Origin of the sequence: Salinibacterium sp. (assembly GCF_031364185.1) — a bacterium.
GTDB lineage: Bacteria > Actinomycetota > Actinomycetes > Actinomycetales > Microbacteriaceae > Rhodoglobus.
Genome location: NZ_JANLVV010000182.1, coordinates 1 through 1065, shown reverse-complemented (window position 1 = coordinate 1065; position 1065 = coordinate 1). Strand labels below are relative to the sequence as shown.

Annotated in this window: 1 protein-coding gene; it reads left to right on the top strand. The window is 67.4% G+C overall.

Annotation, left to right across the window (positions count from 1 at the left end; translation table 11 throughout):
* Window positions 1-687, top strand: a 687-nt coding sequence (locus RMN95_RS08055; RefSeq protein WP_309616418.1) for an MFS transporter, incomplete at its 5' end; no start/stop codon positions are given.
* Window positions 688-1065 lie beyond the last annotated feature (378 nt).

Below are 1065 nucleotides of genomic sequence, written 5' to 3'. Positions count from 1 at the left end.
GTGCTCGCACTTGCGCTGCTGGTCTGGCTCCGCTGGAAAGCACCCCATCCCATGGACTACGAGATCCAGCGACGCGAGAACGAACCGCCCGCGCCCCGCGGGCGGCTGAGACTCAGCCGGGCGTTCTGGATGTATTCCGCGTTCACGGCTACCACCATGCTCGGCTTCGCCACCTTCGGCGTGATCTCGTTCCATATCGTCGAAGCGAACCTGCTTCCGCCCGTCCTGGTGCCCGTGCTGTACGCCGGGGTCATGGTGGTGGATGCGCTGGCGGCGCTCGCGACCGGCTGGGCCTACGACCGATTTGGGCCTCGAGTTCTTCTCGCGCTTCCCATCGTGGCTGCCACAGTTCCGGCGCTTGCTTTTGCCGATACGGTCGCGGCCGTCATTGCCGGTTCGCTGTTGTGGGGGATGGCGCTCGGCATCCAGGAGTCCACCCTTCGCGCCACCGTTGCCGATCTTGTGGATGCGAACCGGCGGAGCACCGCCTACGGAATTTTCGCGGCGGTCGTCGGCGTCGCCACTGCGGCAGGTGGGGCCGCCGCGGGGGCGCTGTACGACGTCTCGGTGCCGCTACTCGTCGCCGTCACCATAGCAGTGCAGGTCTCGGCGGCCCTGCTCTTGCTGGTGTTCACCTTTCACGCGCCGATACTGGCTCGTTTTCGCGCGCCCTCTGCTCGCCGCTAGCCCTATGCGCTGGTAGTTCGTGGGGGAGGTCGTCATCCGCTCATCGTCTGCGCCGTTTTGGGTCGTGCGCTACCTCTCGAGTTGCAGTGCCTGTACCAAACGGGAGCGCACACGTCGGGGAGCAGCCGATGGGCCGCCGGTGCGACCCGGCGTCGCGGCATCCGCCTCGCTATCTGCGCAGTTTTGGGGCGACTGCGGTGTGGCGCGCGTACGCACTTGTCCCAGAGGTGCGCAGAAGCCGCGGGGGAGGCGGGGCGGCGCACGCAGGACGGGCCCCGACCTACGGCGTGGGGCCGCTTCGGTCGTGGTGATCAAACCTCACCGGCGAATGTCAGACGCAGGGCACTAGCAGTGCACCGTGAGCAGGTTCTGGCGGAG